This window comes from Ectobacillus sp. OTK (assembly GCF_059698935.1).
In genome coordinates this window covers 312,871-330,294 of sequence record NZ_AP048547.1, presented here as the reverse complement: position 1 = coordinate 330,294, position 17,424 = coordinate 312,871, and the positions used below count along the sequence as shown (strand labels likewise).

The 17,424-nt window shown below is 40.9% G+C and carries 13 protein-coding genes; 5 read left to right on the top strand and 8 right to left on the bottom strand.

Translation table 11 applies throughout. The annotated features are described in order from the left end of the window. Positions 1-451: 451 nt before the first annotated feature. Positions 452-820 carry a Rossmann-fold NAD(P)-binding domain-containing protein gene (locus AC6HZ4_RS01750; protein ID WP_497493305.1) on the bottom strand — a complete coding sequence of 123 codons (369 nt, stop codon included), beginning with the start codon at positions 818-820 and terminating at the stop codon, positions 452-454. A gap of 87 nt (positions 821-907) precedes the next feature. Then, the gene (locus tag AC6HZ4_RS01745) at positions 908-3,001 is read right to left on the bottom strand and encodes a hypothetical protein (RefSeq protein WP_497493304.1); all 2,094 of its coding nucleotides are present in this window, start codon (positions 2,999-3,001) and stop codon (positions 908-910) included. Between the two features lie 420 nt (positions 3,002-3,421). Between AC6HZ4_RS01745 and AC6HZ4_RS01740 the strand changes: the two genes are divergently transcribed. Further along, positions 3,422-3,814, top strand: coding sequence for a C40 family peptidase (locus AC6HZ4_RS01740; protein WP_497493303.1), 393 nt, complete (start codon positions 3,422-3,424; stop codon positions 3,812-3,814). Between the two features lie 340 nt (positions 3,815-4,154). Continuing rightward, positions 4,155-5,711, top strand: coding sequence for an ABC-F family ATP-binding cassette domain-containing protein (locus tag AC6HZ4_RS01735; protein WP_497493302.1), 1,557 nt, complete (start codon positions 4,155-4,157; stop codon positions 5,709-5,711). 46 nt (positions 5,712-5,757) lie between these two features. On the opposite strand, the gene purU is transcribed toward AC6HZ4_RS01735, so the two are convergent. Next, the gene (gene purU / locus AC6HZ4_RS01730) at positions 5,758-6,657 is read right to left on the bottom strand and encodes a formyltetrahydrofolate deformylase (RefSeq protein WP_497493301.1); all 900 of its coding nucleotides are present in this window, start codon (positions 6,655-6,657) and stop codon (positions 5,758-5,760) included. Between the two features lie 281 nt (positions 6,658-6,938). Between purU and AC6HZ4_RS01725 the strand changes: the two genes are divergently transcribed. Beyond that, the gene (locus AC6HZ4_RS01725) at positions 6,939-7,136 is read left to right on the top strand and encodes a hypothetical protein (protein ID WP_497493300.1); all 198 of its coding nucleotides are present in this window, start codon (positions 6,939-6,941) and stop codon (positions 7,134-7,136) included. Positions 7,137-7,265: 129 nt separating this feature from the next. On the opposite strand, the gene AC6HZ4_RS01720 is transcribed toward AC6HZ4_RS01725, so the two are convergent. After that, the gene (locus tag AC6HZ4_RS01720) at positions 7,266-8,336 is read right to left on the bottom strand and encodes an HD domain-containing phosphohydrolase (protein WP_497493299.1); all 1,071 of its coding nucleotides are present in this window, start codon (positions 8,334-8,336) and stop codon (positions 7,266-7,268) included. Positions 8,337-8,838: 502 nt separating this feature from the next. Here AC6HZ4_RS01720 and AC6HZ4_RS01715 point away from each other — a divergent pair. Continuing rightward, positions 8,839-10,488, top strand: a complete 1,650-nt coding sequence (locus AC6HZ4_RS01715) for a glutamine--tRNA ligase/YqeY domain fusion protein (protein ID WP_497493298.1) — start codon at positions 8,839-8,841, stop codon at positions 10,486-10,488. Positions 10,489-10,665: 177 nt separating this feature from the next. Here the strand turns inward: AC6HZ4_RS01715 and AC6HZ4_RS01710 are convergent, their stop codons facing one another. The 4 genes from AC6HZ4_RS01710 to AC6HZ4_RS01695 all read right to left on the bottom strand — a co-directional run bounded on the left by AC6HZ4_RS01710 (position 10,666) and on the right by AC6HZ4_RS01695 (position 15,828). Continuing rightward, positions 10,666-11,658 (bottom strand): DUF4003 family protein, encoded by a 993-nt coding sequence (locus AC6HZ4_RS01710; RefSeq protein WP_497493297.1) that lies wholly within the window; start codon positions 11,656-11,658, stop codon positions 10,666-10,668. A gap of 184 nt (positions 11,659-11,842) precedes the next feature. Next, positions 11,843-12,856, bottom strand: coding sequence for a LacI family DNA-binding transcriptional regulator (locus AC6HZ4_RS01705; protein WP_497493296.1), 1,014 nt, complete (start codon positions 12,854-12,856; stop codon positions 11,843-11,845). Positions 12,857-13,261: 405 nt separating this feature from the next. Next, on the bottom strand, positions 13,262-14,725 hold the full coding sequence (gene putP / locus AC6HZ4_RS01700) for a sodium/proline symporter PutP (RefSeq protein ID WP_497493295.1): 1,464 nt from the start codon (positions 14,723-14,725) through the stop codon (positions 13,262-13,264). A gap of 260 nt (positions 14,726-14,985) precedes the next feature. Beyond that, positions 14,986-15,828, bottom strand: coding sequence for a MurR/RpiR family transcriptional regulator (locus AC6HZ4_RS01695; RefSeq protein ID WP_497493294.1), 843 nt, complete (start codon positions 15,826-15,828; stop codon positions 14,986-14,988). A gap of 248 nt (positions 15,829-16,076) precedes the next feature. Between AC6HZ4_RS01695 and AC6HZ4_RS01690 the strand changes: the two genes are divergently transcribed. Then, positions 16,077-17,420: a GntT/GntP/DsdX family permease gene (locus AC6HZ4_RS01690; protein WP_497493293.1), complete on the top strand. Its 1,344-nt coding sequence runs from the start codon at positions 16,077-16,079 to the stop codon at positions 17,418-17,420. The last annotated feature ends 4 nt before the right edge of the window (positions 17,421-17,424 follow it).

Sequence of the window (17,424 nt, the reverse complement as noted above, 5' to 3'; positions counted from 1 at the left end):
GAAGTTTTTGTATAGCTGTATTGTTTGCAAGGAGGGTAAGTTTATTCTCCCCCTGCCTAATAGCCTCTTCATACTGCATTAACGCAGAGTTCATACTAAATCATATACAAAATGGTAAATTTCGTGCTCATCATCACGGTACCTTGCGGAGGATACGGGTGTGCTATGCAAGGAACAAGTGAAGAAAGGGCAGGCTTTAAAAAATCAATTACCTGCAATTCATGAATACATAATCCTCGTGATCACAGTCGGGGTCGAAGGATAGTGATCACATACATCCAATCTAGAAATACAAAAGGCCGCTGTTTGTTGTCTCGGCCTTCACAACTCTGAAAAACAAGCCAGGTACCTAACATAAAAAGAAAAAAGGGCTGTACTATTTTTTAGTACCCCCTCTCAATAAAAACTTGGTTGTATAAAGGTCTCCCGTTCTCTAGACAATGCAGTGTCTCTAGAAAATCTGCTGCTGCCGGTACGTATCGTGAAGCTGTACATCCCGCAGCATATAGCTTAAACAATATTCACTTATTTTCCTTCCAAACGAACCAACTGTACGAGTGAGCAGCACATCCCGCTTCCAAATGCGATTGTACAAAAAACTATCTACTCCCGCTCCAAGCGAGTGCACCCATCGTATATTACCAAATTCAAAATTCGCGGTCGGCTTAAAGCTGACATATGCATCCGCCCAAGCAAAATCTCCGGGGGATACATCTGTTTCTGCTAAAAACCGAAAATGCTTTTGTATATTCTTCTTGGCAAGAACGTTCTGGAGTTCCTTATATACACGTCCTGTTACAAGAATATTTTGGATATTCAAGCTGCTTCACTTCCTTCATCGTTGCTCTATATCCTTTTTCATTCTTTAGTTACGGAAGATTGCCCTAGCCTTGTTGCCTCTCTATGACTAAGGTGCAGAACTAATTTCACCTTCCATCACATCATTTGGGCGAGCCATAATCCACTCGTTCTCCCGAATTTGAATCCAACCATTCTGCTTACTATGGATGGTGTACAGCTCACCGTGCATAGCTGTATCAACCTGTCTTGCTTGTAAACTTGGTGAATCCCGCACAACTAATTGCTTTGCAGTAATCGTGACCGTTGGAATGGTTCCTGTCTCCCCTTGGACTACGGCCTGGACCGCAGAAGCTTTATCTGTATTCGTCTCCCTTTTAAAGGAAGGAATTAGTTTTGGCGCTATCTCATAAGCACCAAGTGTGAACAATATAAATAGTAAGGCAATAGCATACGGACGCAAGTAAACATACTTCATCCGTGTGAGCTTCGGTATAATTGGCTCAAATTCTTCACAAATTCGCAGTGGAACCTGCTCCTGAATTTTATACGGAAGCGAGGCGCTTTCCGGTACTCGTATATCCTCAGGCTGTAAAGCTTCCATTATGTCTCCGCCGTCTTCATCAAAATGGACAGGAATGCTATATTCCTTAATTCTAGCTAATATATATGCAATTTTGAAAATATAGGAAGAAAGCTCCGTGTCCTTCTCCCCCCACTTCCTTAGAAATGGAAGAAACTCATGTTGCAAGTATCGCTGAAGCTCATCCATATGCGCATATTCTTGTAGAAACCTACATGATTCTTCATACAGCGAAGTCTGCGCTGACACACGATTTGCATATTTTTGCTTAGCATCATATGCTTTTTGAACAAACTGTTCTCTTTTTTTGTACACTTCCTGTTCTATGTCTGCGAGCGTCGTTTTTAGCCTTTGTTTCATTTGCTGCTGAGAGTGCTTGATTTCTTCTCTCCAACGCGTACACGCTAAATGCTTATGTTCCACACTTCGAGAAAGATTTTCCATTTCCTGCAGTACTTGTTTTCCAGCAAATATACGCCGCCATTTTCCAATGCCGCTCCCCAGTCTTTCTCTATGCTGCTCCAAAACTTGCTGCTGCAGCTCCTCAAACTCTCGAACACTTCTCTTAAACTCGGATATACGAGAAAACAATGAGGAAAGGAACGGCAGAATTTTTGTATAGTCTGTGCTTAACGGTGAATCCTTCAGCGTATCATACAGCTGCTGCAGAGTAGTAATGTCCTTCGAAAAAAAATCCCATTTCTCAACTTCCTCTTCTTGCCGCTGAATTTCCATAATTGTGCTGTTTTTTAAATGAGCCAGCTCCTTACTTCGCTCATTCACAAACTCGGCTATCCTTTGACAATGGGCTTTATATTGCGGATGCCCTAGCTCCGATTGAAATAACGAAAGCAGTTCCTCCATCACAGGAGTTAGCCTCTTTAACAAACGTTTCTTCCTCTGCACAGGATTTTGTACAGATTGCTCTAAATATTGTATAAACTCTGCATAAGCTCTTTTGGGTATCGGAGAAACACCTAGTAAACCACGCAGCACATGTTTTCTCTTTGCAAGCTCCTGCTGGAAATAGGTAGAAGCATGTTCTGCTCTATCAGAAGGAAGATTCGTAACAATTCCAATAGGAACTACATCCAGCTCTGCAGGCGGCATTTGTTCTGACCCGCTGCAAAACAACCAAACAGCATCGTCGGCTTGTTCAAGAAGGAGTCTCCTTTCCGCAGAATCTTCCCCTTGATGTACATAAAGCAGTACTATATTTTCAAGAAACTGATAGGGAGCCTCTAGAATAAAATACTCTAGATAGGTTTGAAAAAAGGAGCTCACACTCTCTCTATCACGTGATAACATTTGCAATAGGTCGATTCTAAATTCTCTTGTATTTCCTGTCTTGAATATGCCGATAAGTCTTTTTTTCTGGCCATATTTAATCTTAATCACAGCAGAAGTACCTGCAATAATACTTGCTGGAAAAATCTCTTCTCCAAACAACCCATTTAAAAAAGAAGAAATCTCCTCACTAGTTTCTCCGGTAACAGCAACAGTATATGTTTCATTTGCAGCATAAAGTAATCTTTCTAGTTCTTGGGCAGAAGCTGACAATGAACTTTCCTTTTTCACATACTCATTCAGCCTTTCTAGCTCCTTCACTAATGCATCCACGGATGTTTTACACCTCCTTCAAACCTTTTTCCTGAAGAAACCTGCAAACAGAATAGGTTCTAATCGAATTATATTATATTCATTTATACAAAAAAACAAAAATATATAAAATCATGCAACCCCATTTATAGGAAAAGTTCCTATGGAAGAACAATCCGTACACAAAACGTACGGCTCAAGCGAAATTGATTCATCCAAGCCTTCCATGTGCTCCCCATGTACAAGGCGCTTTCTACCTAATAGCTCTGAAGTCTCCTCCCCGCAGCAAGCAGGCCAATGGCGCTAGACAATAACCCCAATTTTATACTTTCTTATTAAAAAATCGCCCTATTTTTGCTTCACAAGACCCTTGTCCAATCCAACTCTTCTCTTTCTGCATTAATATAGAAAGGAGAATTTTTTTAAGAGAGGAGATTTGGCGTGCTTTCAGATCGTATTATTGAAACAGGATTGCGGTACTTAGGGACTCCATATGTATTTAATTCATCACCGTATCAAACTGAAACCTTTGACTGCAGCTCCTTTATACAGCACATTTTCAAACGAAACGGTATCACTCTTCCAAGAAATTCACGGCAGCAATATCAGGCTGGTGTCACCGTACCCTACTCTAATATACAAAGAGGAGATTTACTATTTTTCACAACGCTGCAGCGCATGAATAGACAAGGGATAGAGAAAATTGGACATGTAGCTATCTACATGGGGCAAGGCCGCATGCTTCATACCTCACGTAATGAAGGAAGGGTATCTGTCGTTCCATTTGCTGGTGATTGGAAAGAAAGATTCATCGGAGCAAAAAGGTTTGGATAAAGAAAACTCACTGATTGGCGAGCCTTTAGGCAAAGACAGAGGCGTAGCTGCCCTTATACCTTATCCCCAAAATTTCCCACCCGTCAAATTAGCTCCTAGATGGGGATTTATACCACCTTAAAATATAAGAAAAGCGGACACGATCCGCCCTGTTCCCGGAGGAGACAGTTCCACGCCCATTGAGGCGCTTTTGCCTATCGAGCTAAAGCCTGTTTCTTCTTTATGTAGAATGATATTCCTCTTTTCTGCTCTTCTTAACTTCGGTATAATCAACTATGTGTAAAAAACGAATAATTCCGTGAATAAATATTTTAAATACATTAGGATAAGGTGCATAACTATGAGTATTTTAACGGTAAAGGATTTAAGCCATGGCTTCGGTGACCGTGCTATTTTTAACAACGTCTCCTTTCGTCTATTAAAGGGAGAGCATATTGGTCTCATCGGTGCGAACGGTGAAGGAAAGTCAACATTTATGAATATCATTACAGGCAAGCTCCAGCCGGATGAGGGAAAGGTTGAATGGTCGAAAAACGTACGTGTCGGCTACTTGGACCAGCATGCAGTGCTGCAGCGCGGCATGACCATTCGTGATGTATTGCGCAGTGCATTTCAATATTTATTTGATATGGAAGCACAAATGAATGAATGTTATGTCAAGATGGCGGAAGCAACTCCGGAGGAGCTAGAGCAAATGCTTGAAGAAGTCGGAGTTATTCAAGATATGTTAACCAACAATGATTTCTATGTCATTGATTCTAAAGTTGAAGAGGTAGCTCGCGGACTTGGACTTGATGATGTCGGTCTTGATCGAGATGTGCAGGATTTGAGCGGCGGTCAGCGTACGAAGGTTCTTCTTGCTAAGCTTCTTCTTGAAAAGCCCGAGATTCTCTTATTGGATGAGCCGACAAACTATCTCGATGAGCAGCATATTGAATGGCTGAAGCGTTACTTGCAGGAATACGAAAATGCATTTATTTTAATATCCCATGATATTCCATTCCTAAATAACGTAATCAACTTGATTTATCATATGGAGAATCAAGAATTAAATCGATATGTCGGTGATTACGATAACTTCATGCAGGTATACGAAGTGAAGAAGCAGCAGCTTGAAGCAGCTTATAAAAAGCAACAGCAAGAGATTGCGGACTTGAAGGACTTCGTAGCCCGTAACAAGGCCCGCGTTTCCACCCGTAATATGGCAATGTCTCGACAGAAGAAGCTGGATAAAATGGAGATTATTGAACTTGCGCAGGAAAAACCGAAGCCAGAGTTTCACTTTAAGGCTGCCCGCACGTCTGGAAAGCTGATTTTTGAAACAAAGGATCTAGTTATCGGATATGACAGCCCGCTTTCTAAACCATTAAACTTACGGATGGAGCGTGGACAAAAAATCGCCCTTGTCGGAGCAAACGGAATTGGAAAAACAACACTTCTCAGAAGTATTCTTGGTGAACTTCAGCCAGTTTCTGGTTCTGTACAATTAGGGGAACACTTGTATATTGGCTACTTTGAACAGGAAATCAAAGAGGCAAATTATAATACATGCATTGAGGAAGTATGGAATGAATTCCCATCCTTTAATCAATATGAAGTCCGTGCTGCTCTCGCTAAATGCGGATTAACAACAAAGCATATCGAGAGTAAGGTAGCGGTGCTAAGCGGTGGGGAAAAGGCAAAGGTACGCCTTTGTAAGCTCGTGAACAAAGAGACAAATCTTCTTGTACTCGATGAGCCGACAAACCACTTAGACGTAGATGCAAAGGAAGAGCTAAAGCGCGCCCTAAAGGAGTATAAGGGCAGCATTCTTCTTATCAGCCATGAACCGGAATTTTACCGCGATGTGACTACCGATATTTGGAACTGTGAATCCTGGACTACAAAAGTCTTTTAATACAACAAAACGCCCGGCTTATGAGAAAGCCGGGCGTTTTATGCTATTAAAATACAATTGTTTTATTTCGATCAACAATCACACGGTCTTCCAAATGCCACTTCACAGCACGCGCCAATACGCTGCGCTCGATGGAACGTCCGATTTTTTTGAGCTCCTCAACATTGTGGTGATGATGCACCCGCTCTACTCCCTGTTCAATAATTGGACCTTCATCTAGATCGTTCGTTACATAGTGAGACGTAGCCCCAATCAGCTTCACCCCGCGCTCATACGCACGCTCATATGGTCTCGCACCGATAAAGGCTGGAAGAAACGAGTGATGAATATTAATAATTCGGTTCGGATGCGCAGCTACAAAATTAGGAGTTAGAATTTGCATATAGCGAGCTAAAATAATCAAATCAATCTTATACTCCTCTAGTAATTGCAGTTGCTTCGCTTCCGCCTCTGCACGGTTCTCCTTGCTTGCAGGGATATGGCAGAAAGGAATGCCAAATGATTCCGCTGTTTCGCGGGCATCCTCATGGTTGCTGACAATTAGGGCGATATCTGTTAATAAGTCCCCGCTTTGCCATTCCCAAAGCAATTCTAATAAACAATGTAATTCTTTCGAAACAAAGATTGCTGTTCGTTTTAAATCATGTACGTAGGACAGCCTCCATTCCATGGAAAACTGCTCAGCAACCGCTCCAAAGGCTTGTTCCATTTCCTTTGCTTTTGTACTTAAGCTAGGGCATTCGAATTCAATCCGGATAAAAAACGTGCCGCCTTCTGGGTTTGTAGAATATTGGCTGGATTCAATAATATTAGCGTTGTACTCGAATAGGAAACGAGATACAGCTGCCACAATTCCCGGTTGGTCAGGACAGCTAATTAATAAACGGCCTCTATTTTGATTTTGCTCCTGAAATGCTTGTATATGCTTCTGAATATATGGTTTCATATGTTCTACCTCTCTAATTACTATTGCTTATCAATTATACTTTGTGTGAAGCAATATGCAAATATAATGTTTATAATTTCAAATTGGAAATGATAGGTGCATGTTCATGAAAGGCCCTCCAAAACTTCTCTTGTGTATCAATAATATCCCTTTGTAATGGAACCCCTGCTGCAAAGGGGGCAAAATGGCTAAGAACAAAAATACAGCAACACTTTCTTTTATTCCGGTTTCTTTCAGTATATGATATATACTGACACAATTTATGAAGGAGACTTATTTCCATGTCTAATTTCGAAAATAATGAACAAGCTGCGCCAAAGAAAATCAGTCTTCAGGAAGCCATGAAACAGATGCTCGCTAATAAAAAGCAAGGGCAGACAGCTGGGAAAACAGATAACAGCCTTGTCAAAAATACAAAAGCAATGAAAAGCCAGCAAACGAAAAAACCAAATAACCAACGCCGAAGAACAGGCGTTTAAAAAAGCGCTGCATAAGGCAGCGCTTCAGACTGCAGGCAAATCCCTCAAAATACGGATTTGCCTGCAGTCTGTTTGTATAATGAAGTTACTACTTCCTTCTATGCTGTTTACTATAACGTCTCTTCATCATTACCCTTTTGTGTACCTATTTTTAATTTCTAAAATAGAAGGAAAGATATCTTGAAAATTCTTCACTAAAGAAGGATCAAAATGGGTACCGCTTGATTCCACAATATATTGCATAGCAGCTTCATCACTCCATGCAGCTTTGTAGGGACGCTCAGATGTAAGTGCATCAAAGACATCGCATACGGCAACGATACGCCCTGTCAGCGGAATAGCTTCTCCCTTTAATCCATGTGGATAACCTGTCCCGTCCCACTTCTCATGATGCGTTAGAGCAATATCGTATGCCATTTGCAAAAGCTTAGATGAACTCCCGCGCAGCATATTCGCCCCAACCACTGTATGTACCTTCATCTGCTCGTATTCCTGATTTGTCAGCTTCCCAGGCTTCCGTAAAATGTAATCCGGAATAGCAATTTTCCCGATATCATGTAATGTGCTAGAGTGTAAAAGGAGATCTACCGTTTCATCTGAAAGGCCTGCTGCCTTTCCTAGGGCCGCTGTGTAATGGGACATACGCGTAATATGGAATCCTGTATCCTGATCTCGAAATTCCACCGCTTGACCTAGTCTCTCAACAAGCTCCAGCTGTGTTTCTTTGAGCTGTGCTGTACGTTCTGCCACCTTTATTTCTAACAATTGATTTGCTTTTCGAAGCTGATTATGAAGCTGACGAACCTCAAGTAAGTTCCGAACGCGCATCAGCATCTCCGACTGATCAAATGGCTTTCCTACAAAGTCCCTTGCTCCTAGATCAAGTGCCCGAAGACAGCTGTCCCTGTCATTTTGTGCCGTAATCACTAGAATAGGAAGATAACTCGCCTCTGGAAATCGTTCTCGAAGCAGTTCCATTACCTGAAAGCCATCATAATGCGGCATACGTAAATCTAGAAGAAGCAAATCTGGTTGATAGAGCTCACAGACAGATATAATCTCACGCGGATCGGTAATGCCCTTGATGTCCTTATATCCTGACATTTGCAGTATGCACTCTAATATCCGAATGTTGCTTGGACTGTCATCCAAAATGAGAATGCGGGAGCTTTGCAATAGATCTATTGCAATTGTCTGCATCTTTGTATCTTCCTTTCTATACACCCGTAAAAATTTCTTATAATAATCGTATGAGTGTTTAGTTGCTTCTATTCCCTGCCCATTCTCTATTGAACTGCCGCCTACTCGCTAACGCTCCTTTCCCACAAGGGGTCTTCCGTTGGTCGAAGGCAGGGAGTGTCACACCTTCTTCCTAAGAGACAAAATACAGGGCCGTTCAACAGGCTTCTCATAAGGCAGATAAGGAGAGCTCACACCTTCTGTACTGACACAAAGGCACAATGTAAAAATGTGCTTTTTATTACATGCTGCAGCTATTTCGCTCATCCACCAAAGCAACTGTTTTCGTTCCATCAGCTATTTATGGTATGATTGAGATATTCGTGCCTATATAGTTTTTTTCGGAATTTATCATTATAATATATTCAGTTCCTGAAAATACTGGAGAGAACAGCATTTGTGAGTACGTGAAAACGAGGCTTTCAAACCGTTCTTAAAAACATGCTACAAGGAGGTTGAGAAGATGGAGCATAACACATCTAACTTCATTCGAAATATTGTAAAAGAAGATCTAGAAACAGGAAAGCGCGATTATGTAATCACTCGCTTCCCGCCAGAGCCAAATGGTTACCTACATATTGGCCATGCAAAATCAATCGTATTAAACTTTGAACTGGCGGATGAATTTAAAGGAAAAACAAATTTACGATTTGATGATACGAACCCTTTAAAGGAAGATATTGAATATGTAAATTCCATTAAAGAAGATGTGCAATGGCTTGGCTACGAGTGGGACGGCCTGTTCTTCGCATCTGACTATTTCGGAGAAATGTACGAACGTGCAGTCCTCCTTATTAAAAAAGGGCTTGCTTATGTGGACGACCTATCAGCCGAAGAAATTCGTGAATACCGCGGCACACTTACACAGCCTGGCAAGGAAAGTCCATTCCGTAATCGTTCTATTGAGGAAAATCTTGACTTATTTGAACGGATGCGCAATGGGGAATTTAAGGATGGCGAAAAGGTATTACGAGCTAAAATCGATATGTCCTCTCCAAATATTAATATGCGTGACCCTGTCATTTACCGCATTTCTCATGCAACGCACCATAACACAGGCGATACATGGTGCATCTATCCGATGTACGCGTTTGCCCACCCTCTTGAGGATGCGATTGAGGATGTTACACACTCTATTTGTACAACAGAATTTGAGGACCAACGTCCTTTATACAATTGGGTGATCGAACATTGTGAAACAAAAAGCAAGCCGCAGCAAATTGAATTTGCTCGCTTAAACCTCACAAACACCGTTATGAGTAAGCGAAAACTAAAGCAATTGGTAGACGAAGGCGTGGTGGACGGCTGGGATGATCCGCGTATGCCGACAATTTCCGGCTTACGCCGAAAAGGCTACACACCAGAAGCTATTCGTACCTTCTGCCGTGAAATTGGTGTCGCAAAAGCATTTAGCACAGTCGACTCGCAAATGCTTGAACATTTTGTCCGTGAAGACTTAAAATTAAAAGCACCGCGCACCATGGGAATCATCCGGCCATTAAAGGTTGTCATTACAAACTACCCAGAAGGCGAAGTAGAATGGCTCGATGCGGAGATTAACCCAGAAAATCCTGAAATGGGCATGAGAAAAATCCCATTCTCTCGTGAAATTTATATCGAGCAGGATGACTTTATGGAAAACCCGCCAGCGAAATATTTCCGACTCTTCCCTGGCAACGAGGTACGATTAAAGCATGCGTATTTCATTAAGTGCAACGATGTTGTGAAGGATGAAAATGGCAATGTCATCGAGCTTCACTGCACATACGATGTGGAGACAAAGAGCGGCAGCGGCTTTACAGGACGTAAGGTAAAAGGAACCATTCACTGGGTTGAAGCATCTAAGGCAGTACCGGCTGAATTCCGTTTGTACGAGCCTCTCATTCTAGATGACCAAAAGCAAGAAGAAGGCGAAACCTTCCTTGATCATATCAATCCAAATTCCTTAGAAATTTTGCAAGGCTACATCGAGGAAAACATGAAGAATGTACAGCCTCAGGATAAATTCCAATTTTTCCGTCACGGTTACTTCAATGTAGATTCGAAGCATACAACTAAGGATCGTATCGTGTTCAACCAAATTGTTTCCTTGAAAAGTTCATTTAGAATTTAATTAGAGAGGAAAAATAAGCTGTGGAGAAGAACTTCTCCACAGCTTATTTTTTAAATATGAGAAAGAGCAGGAATTAGCTGTTCCTCAAATCCGCTTTCTATCATTTATCAGACTTCTATAGAATATGCATCTGTATATCAGGGAGCATCCTACACTTTACTTATAAATATAAAAAAATTAATACGAGCTATTGCTAGAGGAAGCAGAAGAGCCTGCGGAAATAACAGCAACATATGAGACCATCGCTGCCTGCTGCGCTTGAATAATTGTCTCGATTGCTGTATATAATCCTGTTTCAAGCATACGCGGATCTGATATTTTATCACTCACAAGGAAGTTTACTGCCAGCATAAAGTTTAAATCCCGGTAGGCTTTAAATCGTTTTTCCCGATTTAAATGCTCCATAGCTTTGCTAATCTCTCCTATTGCCTTCGTGCCATCCTCTAATAGAGCAAGTAAGCCAATCGTAGAATAATGCATTTTCTTTACCTTCTGCCCCGATTGTTTTAACCCTTGAAGCAATACCGCACAACGCTCAATTAGCACATTCTGCGCTATTTCACGATGTAAGGAGAGAATATGGCTTAAAAATTGCAAATCGTTTCCCTTTTTAAATCCGCTTTCACTTAGCTTTTCATAAAATTGTTCCATCTGTTCCACTATGTCTTCTATGGCACCGTCTGTTTTCCCAAGAAGGACTGCCAAGGGATAATCACTGCTTGCTGTGAGAAACTTATGCTTTACCTTCATCCCTTTATATATAGTTAATGACCGTGTAATGGCCTCCTTATAGTCATCCTGATTAGACAGCATTGCCGCCGCCGCAATGTAAGTAAAGAGACCCTTGGCAAAGCCGCCAGCAACAAGACTGTTGTACAACTCTAGCAGCCTATGAAATGCTTCAGCCGGTCGTTCAAACCGTACATCCAGCATAGCTGCTATTGTGAAGCGCGAATATGATTTCAGCGGCGAGAAGAAGCCAGCCTGCTTTTTCACATACTGGCTTAGCTCGAAAAACTGAGGGAAATGAAACGGCTTGTCGTTCACAACATACATTGACGCAACAATCATCAATGTTCGCTTATCACCAATCTTCCATCTTAGCTTTTCCTTCAACTGCCCATATATATGCTTATATTCGTCCAGTCTCCTCTGTACTACTGTCATCATACTCCCCTCCCGTTCTCAAAATAATCCTTACTCATACATTCGTAACAGGAGGGGAATATTCCTTGCTTCCTAATTCATATTCTTGTGAAGCCTTAGATTTCTTCTTTAAACTACTCGCTAATGCTCTTGGATGTTTTCACCTGCTTTGTGATAACAGTTATGTTTCTATAACACCTGTTTATTTTTAGAGCTTCTCAGCATTAGATTTTGAACCTGAGGATTCCCTAATAATCAATTCATCCTTCAATACAAATTTTTTCTTTTGTAAGGTTTCTCCATTCACTAGCTTTAATAATAAATCCATTGCCTTTTTACCAATCTCGTACTTCGGCTGATCAATTGTTGTTATATTAGGTTCAAATACAGACGTCATCCTAATATTATCAAAGCCTACCACAGCTATATCTCCCGGAACATGCAATCCCTTATCCTTTACAGCCTTAATTGCCCCTATCGCCATTAGGTCATTAAAAACAAAAACAGCAGTAGGCGGAACCTCTAACGCCAATAAATTCAACATCTGATCGTAGCCAGATTCAAGACTAAAATCACCTTCTTTAATATATACAGGGTCAACACTCAATTGGTAACTCATCATAGCTTGTTCATAGCCCTTTAGACGATCTCGGCTTAATATAACATTCATAGGGCCAGCTATATGTGCAATTCTAGTATGGCCTAGCTGAATGAGATGTTCAGTCGCTTTTCTAGCACCACTAATATTGTCAATAGATACAGTCGGAATCTCTAGCTCATCAATATATTCACAGGCAAGCACCACTGGAAATTGATTTGAAATTTCCTCTAAACTCGCCCGATCCATTCTGGCAGTTAATAGAATCATTCCGTCCGCTTGCTGCTGGAGTAACAACTCAATATATTCTCGCTCTCTGTTGATATCATTCTCTGTGTCCCCTAAAATCACCCGATAACCGCTTTCAAGAGCTGTATGCTCAATTCCCCTAAGTACTTCCGAAAAGAAAGGGCTTGTTACATCTGGAATTACGACTAAGATTGTTTTTGTTTCCTTTGTCCTAAATTGTCTGGCGACCATGTTCGGTTGATAATTCAGCTCTTTAATAGCCTCCAAGACCTTTTGCCTAGTTTCCTTGCTCACCTTATCCGGCTTTCTAAGAACCCGGGAAACAGTTGCTGTAGATACATTTGCCAGCTTTGCCACATCGCTCATTTTCATCATTCTATATTCACTCATCCTTTTGATGTAATCGATTACATAAAAACCCAGATAAAATAACCGTCTATCTTAAAGTAAATACTATAAATAGAAGGTGTCTCTTATATGATAACGGATGATGACCAAAATAATCAACTATCCTATATATCATATCAAGCGAATTTATTATCATAATATAAGGAAAATGGAACTCCCCTTGTTTAGCTCCGAGAGGCAAACAACCCGCGTACAAAACGTGTGGTTTAAGCGAAGACAGAAAAGCAGCTATACCTATCCTTACAATTTCCCGCTGCGCCGAATGAGCTTCTAGCTGAAATCTTATTCTTTCTTAAAGCATAAAAAATACCGGGCATATCTACAGAATATGCCCGGTATCCCCCGAATAGCTTAACAAGTTCTCTACACCAATCAAGCTGAATGCTTATACTGTTCAAATTTTTCCTGCGTGGCACTGCTTGGTTGTGGTGTTAAAAGACTTACTACATAGATAGCAAGTAGATTTGCAATAAATCCTGGTATCATTTCATAAAGTGTATCCTTCAAAAATGGAATGCTTGTCCAAATGATAACCGTACTTGCCCCTGCTATCATTCCCGCTAGGGCTCCCCATCTGTTCATCCGTTTCCAATAAAGGCTCAGCAGAATGACCGGACCAAATGCAGCTCCAAATCCAGCCCATGCATATCCTACTAATGATAGGATTGTACCTGTTCTGCCGTAAGCTATGATTACTGCAACGATTGAAACAAGCAAAACAGAAAGACGGCCAACTAGTATAAGCTCCTTATCTGTTGCAGAGCGTCTAAAAAGCGTCTTATATAAATCTTCAGTCAATGCACTTGAAGTAACAAGAAGCTGTGAAGAAATCGTGCTCATAATCGCCGCAAGAAGAGCAGCCAACAAAAATCCAGTAATAATAGGGTGAAATAAAATTTCACTTAATTCAATGAACACAGTCTCTGGATTTGCTAAGTTTAGTCCCTGTTTAGAGTAATAAGCGATCCCTACAAATCCCGTAAGCATAGCACCGCCAACGGAAAAAATCATCCATCCCATCCCGATGCCACGTGCCTTTTTAATTTCCTTCACAGAAGAAATTGCCATAAAGCGAACGATAATATGCGGTTGCCCGAAATAACCGAGTCCCCACGCAAATAAAGAAATAATACCTAGGAGGGTTGTTCCTTTAAACATATCGAACAGGGTAGGATCAATAGTTTTAATCTCAGTAAACGCCGGTCCAATTCCCCCAACGTGCATAATTGTAACCAAGGGAACCATAATAAGAGCTATAACCATAATCATTCCCTGTACAAAATCAGTCCAGCTTACAGCAAGAAACCCGCCGAACAATGTATATAAAACAACAACACCGGCAATTACCCAAAGACCGATTTGGTAATTAAGACCAAAGGTGTTTTCAAACAAAACTCCGCCTGATACCATTCCAGAGGATACATAAAATGTAAAGAATACCATAATAATAAGGCCCGAAATTAAACGTAACATCTTTGATGTATCACCAAAACGATTCTCTAGAAAAGCCGGAATAGTCATGGAATTGTTTGCAACTTCAGTATAGCTTCTTAATCGCGGTGCCACATACAACCAGTTCGCATAAGCACCTAATGTAAGGCCAATTGCAATCCAAGATGCGCTAATTCCTTGAACAAACATAGCCCCAGGAAGCCCCATCAACAGCCATCCGCTCATATCGGATGCCCCTGCGCTAATTGCAGTGACTACAGGCCCAACCGTTCTTCCTCCCAGCATATAGTCAGACAAGCTGGATGTACGCTTGTAAGCATAGTAACCTATCATAAGCATGCCTAACATATATACACTAATAGAAGCTAACAACTCAACTTTCATCTACATCTCTCCTTCCACCTTTTCTAATATAATAGTTTGTTCTGAATAGTGCAATGATTTATACATAATATACTCGGTTGTTTCCTAATGTAAAAAAATTCCCAAATGGAAGTGAAAAGAAGTTATTTCCACAAAACAGCAAGTAGATCATAGGGGCTGGACAATGTCCCCAACAGTTATACTTTCTTCATCTAAAAAAGCCTTGGATTTTATATGTATCCAAGGCTTCCCAGCAACTGCTTGTGTGATTTCATACACGATTACTCGAATATCTTTCTGATTTTGTCCATCGGGCCTTTCCCCATTCCCTTTTTACCCTTGATTACGTTTGTATATAAAGCATCAATGAGGCTCAACTGAACAATTCTAGAAAATACATCCTCAGAGCGTGCCTCAATTCCACTAGTAACTGTACGTAAAATAATATCAGCTTTCTTATTTAGAGGAGATTTTGTCAAGTTAGTAATCACAATTGTTTTAGCCCCAGCTTCCTTTGCCGCATCCAAAACTTGGATTGTTTCTGCATTCGCCCCTAAATCCGAAATAATTACTGCTACGTCTTTTTCTGTAAGCTGGGATGCTGCCCTCAGCTGTAAATAAGGATCTGTATAGGCTACCGTAGAGATGCCCGATCCAATAAATTTATGATGGGCATCAAGCGCTACGATTCCCGAACCGCCTATCCCATAAAATTCAACTCGCTCTGCATGTAATATGGCCTTTACTGCCTTTTTTATTAAGGAAAAATCCATCATTTGAATAGTATCTTTAAATGTTCGAATACTAGTATTAAAGATTTTTTCCGTAACGGCCCTTTCATTATCCTGCTCCTGAATTTTTTCCTGAACCATTTCTCGAATCGGCAGAGCAATTTCAGTCGCCAACACAATTTTCATGGCTTGATATCCTTTAAAGCCAATTCTTTGACAGAAACGAAAGACGGTTGAAGTTGCTACTCCAATATCCTCAGAAACTTGTGTAATTGTTTGATGCATCATTTTCTCTGGAAACTGCAAAATATAATCAGCAACTTTTTTTTCTGTTTCACTAAACTCCGGATAAAATGACTGAATTCTAGTGAGACATTGTTGAGGCTGTTCCATTTTTTCACCCCTTTCCTATAAAACCTTACTCTTATTATAACTAAAATCACTTGAAAAGAAAATTTTTTCTTGAAAACGATTGCACGAGGAATTTTTTTTCGTATAATGAACATATTAGAAAATTTTTTCTCGTTAATTAGGGAAGAAATTGAAACAAGTAAACATATGGCATTTTAGAAAATCGGGGGTGTTGGCACACTTGGGAACCCTAAAACTGTAAAACTCTACAAGGTATCGGAGGATTCATCATGTCCGAATTCAAACTTATTCTAGCCTCTGCCGCCGGGATATCGTTCCTTTTATTCTTAGTTATTCGAACAAAGCTCCATGCATTTGTCGCTCTGCTTCTTGTTAGTTTACTTGTTGGCTCTGCCACGGGAATGCCTTTAAATGATGTTGTTCGTTCCATGCAAAAAGGTATGGGCGAAACACTCGGCTTCGTAGCTGTTGTCGTAGGCTTAGGTGCTATGTTTGGACAAATGCTTGAAGTATCAGGCGGAGCAGAACGTCTTGCCAAAACACTCATAAAAAAATTTGGAGAAGACAAGATTCCTTGGGCATTAGGGTTTACAGGGTTTCTCGTAGGGATTCCAGTTTTTTTTGATGTCGGCTTTGTTGTTTTAATTCCCATTGTTTACCGGCTAGCAAGGAAAACAGGGCGTTCCCTATTATATTATGGTATTCCTCTGTTTGCAGGTCTGGCTATTACCCACAGCTTTATTCCTCCCACTCCAGGTCCCATTGTTGTTGCCAATTTAATTGGTGCCGATCTTGGATGGGTCATTTTATTTGGAACGATTGCAGGTCTGCCTGCAATGATAGTAGCAGGGCCTTGGTTTGGAAAATATATTGCACAAAAAATACATGTGGCTGTCCCCCACTATATGAATGTAGAAGAAATCGAAGACGACCAAGAGCTGCCAAGTTTTGGACTCATTACAGGTATTATTTTAGTTCCACTCGCTCTCATTCTTCTAAATACAATTTCAAAGGTTGTTTTACAAGAAGGAAATATCGTCCGTACAATCTTTACATTCTTAGGGCACCCATTCGTCTCTTTGCTTATTTCAACTCTGCTTGTATTTTACTTGTTAGGCGTTAAACGCGGATATTCAAAGCAGGAGGTACAAGTGATTGCCAGCAAGGCTCTTGAACCAGCAGGAATGATTATTCTTGTCACAGGTGCCGGCGGTGTATTTAAGCAGGTCTTAGTTGATTCAGGCGTGGGAAGGGTATTAGCAAACTCAATGGAACACTCTTCTCTTCCTCCTATTGTCCTTGCTTTTCTTATTGCATCCATTGTACGCATTGCCCAAGGCTCTGCCACAGTAGCAATGGTAACTGCAGGCAGCTTATTATCACCCTTTATAGCCAGCCTTGGCTTAAAAGGGCCAGTCTTAGGATTGATCGCGATTTCTATTGCTGCGGGTGCAACGATTGCATCTCATGTAAATGATTCTGGCTTTTGGCTTATCAATCGGTATTTTGGATTAGATGTGAAGGATACCCTTCGATCTTGGACAATCATGGAAACACTAAGCTCCCTCGTAGCATTCGGGGTTGTATTTTTGATTGGCTTATTTATTACTTAAAAAT